The organism is Patescibacteria group bacterium (genome assembly GCA_038063375.1).
Taxonomy (GTDB): Bacteria; Patescibacteriota; Minisyncoccia; order Phycocordibacterales; family JANLHH01; genus JANLHH01.
In genome coordinates this window covers 1-4,833 of the sequence record JBBTVG010000022.1, presented here as the reverse complement: position 1 = coordinate 4,833, position 4,833 = coordinate 1, and the positions used below count along the sequence as shown (strand labels likewise).

The window sequence follows — 4,833 nt, the reverse complement described above, 5'->3', positions numbered from 1 at the left end:
GCGATGATGGCAAAATACACAGGAACAGTGCTTGCCGGCAAGTCAGCACCGCTTCTTGAGTTCAACAAAGCGGATTACGATGCGGCAATCGCGTCGGACAAGTTGGTGGTACTCTATTTCTACGCCAATTGGTGCCCAGTCTGTAAAGAAGAAACGGCGAATGCGCTCTATCCGGCATTCAACGAATTAACGACCGACAAGGTGATTGGTTTTCGTGTCAACTACAAAGATAATGAAACCAATAGCGATGAAAAAGCCCTCGTGGTCCAATATGGCATTCCTTATCAACACACGAAAGTGCTTGTGAAGAATGGAAAGCAAATCCTAAAAGCACCCGATGGATGGAACAAGGCACGCTACACCACGGAGATAAACAAGGCACTCGCTCAATAAAAGTTCCTCGTGGCGGGGCCCCGAGGTATTGAACCTGTGTGAGCTCCTCGGTTCGGGTGTGTGAATGAAGGTGCAAAGCAGTGGCCTTCATTCACACACCATTCACTCTACGTCGCTAATAAAAAATTTATGAATCAAATCACCTCTCCTGAAAAACCCCCGCGCGATTGGAGCATTTTCTTTTCAAGCGTTTTCTTTGTGCTGGGGTTCTCGCTTGTGTTTTCTCTTGTCGGTGTTCTTCTGCAAACAGTTCTTTCAAGCGCTTCCTATACGGTCCAAGAATGGCTAGGACGGCTCGGCGGGGTAGTCATTATCCTATTTGGGTTTTTTCTGCTCGGCTTGTTTACTCCGGCGTTTCTGAAGAGAGATCATAAGATTAAGGTCGCGCGCCGGTTTCGCTCTCACTATCTGACGTCTTTTGTTTTCGGCGCCGCCTTTGCCGTAGGGTGGACCCCGTGTGTTTCTGCGGCACTCGGCGCGATCTTGGCACTCGCAACAACATCGGCATCGAGCGCGTTTTTGCTTCTTGTCGCCTATACGCTCGGGTTGGGAATCCCATTCCTTCTCGTCGGGCTTTTCACGAACCAAGCGCAAGAGCTTATCAACCGCTTGGGCAAGAAACTTCTCTACCTCCAGTATTTCTTCGGCGTTGTCCTTATCGCATTGGGTGTCTTAGTCTTTACCGGAACGCTTTCGCGTGTCGCTAATCTTCAGTTTCTGACAGACATCCTTCTTGCGCTCAACTTGACGACATCAATCGGCGGCGGTATCAGCTCGCTTACGATCTTTAACTTCGGCATTTCGTTTCTGGCCGGGGTTGGCTCGTTTTTAAGCCCCTGTATTCTGCCGCTTATCCCGGGATTTCTCTCCTATCTTGCTTCCACCGCAGTAAAGAAAGATGTCATTGCATAGTATGAATCCTCAAAATCAAAAAGTTACAATATCCATCGCACTCATCGCTCTCGTTGTCGGCGGTATCACATACCTTGATTCACAAAAAGTTTCTCGCGACACAATCGGCGGAAAAGTGGAGGTACAAACGACCGGAGATAAAGAAGAAAAAGCCAAGCGATATCCGATTGCAAAAGAGATCACGACCCCCGACGGATTCATTAACACGGATGGGAAGTCCGTCACGATAGGTGAGTTTGTCGGGAAAAAAGTCGTGCTTCTTGATATCTGGACGTACTCTTGTATTAACTGTCAGCGGACAACGCCATATTTGAACGCGTGGTACGAAAAATATAAGGACAAGGGGCTGGTCATCATTGGGCTCCATACCCCAGAGTTTGGGTTTGAGAAGGTGTACCAGAATGTGCTTGAAGCGACAAATAGACTGGGGATCAAATATCCTGTGGTTCTTGATAACGACTATTCCACATGGAACGCGTACCAGAACCGATTCTGGCCGAGAAAGTATTTGATAGATATTGACGGCTTCATGGTGTACGACCACATCGGAGAAGGCGGTTATGAAGAAACAGAGGAGAAAATAGTAGAGCTCTTAAATGAACGTTCTCTCCGCTTGGGTATGGATGCAGTCGTGAAAGCGGGTGTCGCGGACAAGAACACGGAAACAACCGATTTCTCAAAAATAAAAACGCCGGAAATCTATATCGGCGCCGCGCGGCTCTCCGCGCTCGCTAACATCCCGAGTACCGAGTGTCTTTCAGGTGTGTGCGAATATGTGCTTCCCGAAACAACTGCGCTGAACACGTTTACACTTGGTGGCAAGTGGGCAATGGGAGCCGAGAACGCGGTGCTTTCTTCTGATACGGGAACCATACGTCTTCGCTTTTCGGCAAACAAAGTAAATCTCGTCGCGGGCGCTCCCAAAAATGTGAGCGCAGAAATTTTTCTTGACGGCGTGCCGATACAAGCGTCCTTGGCAGGTAGTGAGGTGATGGACGGGCAAGTTATTTTCAACACGCACAACCTCTACAATCTCGTTGATTTGAAAGGTGATTATGGTGAACATCTATTGGAAATTCGTTTTCTGCAGGGCGAGGTTTCGGCGTTTGCCTTTACGTTTGGATAGACCCTTTCAACGCTTCAAGAAGGACAGGCGGAGGTATTGACAATATGGAGTAATAGTGTATAGTTCGTACAGTTTTTTGTTATTTCACAAGTAAAGTAAGAACCCAATGATCCAAAAAGGAGACTGTTGATGAAGAAGCACAGGTACGGATTTGTATTTCTTTTCCTGCTGGTCCAGTTCTTTTCTGTGGCGTATGCCGCGGAGGGAGGCATGGTGGTGAAAGAAAATTGCGCATGGGAACATCCCGGGAGAGAGTCGTCCAAGTGGGGGCACGAAAATGCGCTTCGCGCGCTCCGTGTTCCCGAGGAAACGATCAAACGATTTGCCACACGCATACAGCATGGCCAGCTTGACGGCTGGGTTGATATCTCGCCCCAACAAGGCGTGGTACGACAGCAACTTGGCGACAGACCGGAGCGTTTTACCATTGACGGAATGGTCTTTGGAAAGCGGAAGGTGTGTTACGGTGTTTTCCCCGCATGGGCTGATATCAGCCGAAAGGAAAAAGCGCGATTGTACGCGGAGCAAGACGGAAACGGCAACATTGTGTATGTTGCCGTCCCCACGGTGTGCAACAACATGACGAAACTCTCTTTGGTTGAAAAACCGAGGCTCGTCATTTTGGCAACATATGAAGGGCCTCGTACAAAAACCGAAACAGCTAAGAGGAAAGCGCCAGCCAACGTGGTCACTGATTCAAACGGCGACCCGGTTACCGATTCAAAGGGTGAACCCGTCACAACGTACGTGTATTGGTCTCCGCAATATAAGGAGATGATATACAATATACGGGTAGTTCAGTAGAAACAGTAATTCGCAAACCACACGTAAGATCATTCAACAAGGAGAAGCACTAATGGTATCAAAGATTTGTATTCTCGGATGTGTCGGTCTGTTTATGTTCGGAGAAAGCACGCTTGTGCTTGCGACAGGAAACTCCCATCATGGCGGTCATCACAACGGCGGTTCAAATGCCAACGCCAACGCGGGCGCAAGTGCCAGCGCTGGGGCAACGGCGATTGCTGATGTAGACAACACCAACGTCAACGTGAACACCAACGACAACATCAACGTTAACCTGAATGTCAACGAGAACAGCAATACAAACACCAACGACAACAGAAGTTCGGCAACTGTCGGTAATATCAGTATGACGGTTGAGAAATCTCTGCCGGCGGCGAATCTGCCATTTGTTCCGAGCGTCGCGCCGCAACTTATGGGTGGTGCGGGCGCTACACACGGGTCCACTCTTCCCGCTAACGCTCTGGGTATTGACATGACCCTCACGTATCTGAAGAATTGTCAGCCGGAGTTTACCGGCAAAGATGATACGGATGACATTGTCAAAAAGGGCGGTTCGGGAATGACGACAATCACCTTTACTCCGCATTCAAACTTCAGTAAGGGGTCGCAAGATCCCATCGGAAAAGCAATCGTCGCCATGCCTCCCAATACCACATACGCTGATTTTTACGTATGCCTTGGGATTATCAAAACGGAAGCGGTTCTCAAAAAGGCTGGTCTCGCCCAATTCGGGACGATCATCAACGATACCGGAGCGTTCGCGGCCAAACATCTGAAAGGAGGATATAAAGAAGTGTATCTGGTCACCGTTCCGAAAGTGATTGCCACCAACATGGGGGCAACAAGCAACGGGAACGGTCTTGGTATCGCGCCCGGTGGCACGAACGTTATGGGAGGCAATACACTCCTTAGTCTCGGCGGCCTTTTTAGCGACAGCAAGGGTTACACGTTTCCCTCCGCACAGCTCGGCACTACTTTTCTCGTTCTTGCGAAGAAAGAAAAAGACACGAGCGCCGAGGTGACGGTACATAAGGTGAATGTGGGTTCTCTGCTTACTCCGTAAGTAAATACTTGTTTTGTACATTTCAACCGTCCCGATTATATCGGGGCGGTTTTTTCTTGTATTTCTTTGCGCGGTCTTTATCCACGCTCTTCTCTCATATATTTTGGTATAATAAAAGGTATCCCATATATGGACACGAAAAAAATTCTCATCACTCTTGCAACTTTCTTTTTTCTTCCCGCTGTGGTCGGCGCCACCACGCTCTCCGACCTTGAGACACAGATCGCCGCGCTTCTTTCCCAGATACAAACCCTCCAGAGCGAACTTCAAACGCTGAAGACAACAGAAGAAGCGTCTCCCGCTTCTTCTGTTGTCTTCACCACCACCTTAGGAAAGGGAAGCGAGGGAAGTGACGTCACCAAACTCCAAACCTACCTCGCGAAAGACCCCTCGCTTTACCCCGAAGGCACGATCTCCGGCTACTATGGCGCGCTCACCGAAGCTGCCATCAAACGTTTCCAGCAAAGACACAATATCGTCTCTTCCGGCACTCCTCTCACCACCGGCTACGGCCAAGTAGGCCCTGCCACCCGAG

At 49.3% G+C, this 4,833-nt stretch carries 6 protein-coding genes; all 6 read left to right on the top strand.

The window, feature by feature from the left end:
- Nucleotides 1-393, top strand: a 393-nt coding sequence (locus AAB523_02710) for a thioredoxin family protein (GenBank protein ID MEK7556172.1), incomplete at its 5' end; no start/stop codon positions are given.
- Between the two features lie 129 nt (nt 394-522).
- Nucleotides 523-1,305 carry a cytochrome c biogenesis protein CcdA gene (locus AAB523_02705; GenBank protein ID MEK7556171.1) on the top strand — a complete coding sequence of 261 codons (783 nt, stop codon included), beginning with the start codon at nt 523-525 and terminating at the stop codon, nt 1,303-1,305.
- A gap of 1 nt (nt 1,306) precedes the next feature.
- Nucleotides 1,307-2,431 carry a redoxin family protein gene (locus tag AAB523_02700; GenBank protein ID MEK7556170.1) on the top strand — a complete coding sequence of 375 codons (1,125 nt, stop codon included), beginning with the start codon at nt 1,307-1,309 and terminating at the stop codon, nt 2,429-2,431.
- Nucleotides 2,432-2,560: 129 nt separating this feature from the next.
- On the top strand, nt 2,561-3,235 hold the full coding sequence (locus tag AAB523_02695) for a hypothetical protein (protein ID MEK7556169.1): 675 nt from the start codon (nt 2,561-2,563) through the stop codon (nt 3,233-3,235).
- Nucleotides 3,236-3,287: 52 nt separating this feature from the next.
- Entirely contained in the window at nt 3,288-4,298 is a 1,011-nt protein-coding gene (locus AAB523_02690) for a hypothetical protein (GenBank protein MEK7556168.1), read from the top strand.
- A gap of 129 nt (nt 4,299-4,427) precedes the next feature.
- On the top strand, nt 4,428-4,833 hold a 406-nt coding region (locus AAB523_02685; GenBank protein MEK7556167.1), incomplete at its 3' end, for a peptidoglycan-binding protein.